1 pseudogene is annotated in these 307 nt (G+C 61.6%); it reads right to left on the reverse strand.

The window, feature by feature from the left end:
* A pseudogene (tuf, locus tag ACF8O7_RS06370) lies at positions 1-307 on the reverse strand (elongation factor Tu); the annotation flags it as partial.

Consider the following 307-nt stretch of genomic DNA (forward strand, 5'->3'; position numbering starts at 1 on the left):
CCAGCGCCCACGGTACGGCCGCCTTCGCGGATAGCGAAGCGCAGACCTTCTTCCATGGCGATGGGGGCGATCAGCTTGACGGTGATCGACACGTTATCGCCAGGCATCACCATTTCCTTGTCGGCGGGCAGCTCGATGGAGCCGGTCACGTCGGTCGTGCGGAAATAGAACTGGGGACGGTAGTTGTTGAAGAACGGAGTGTGGCGACCACCTTCGTCCTTGGACAGCACGTACACCTCAGCCGTGAAGTGGGTGTGGGGCTTGATGGAGCCGGGCTTGCACAGCACTTGGCCGCGTTCCACGTCTT

This window comes from Delftia sp. WSY_16, from assembly GCF_043104415.1.
In the GTDB taxonomy this organism is placed as follows: Bacteria; Pseudomonadota; Gammaproteobacteria; order Burkholderiales; family Burkholderiaceae_C; genus Comamonas; species Comamonas tsuruhatensis.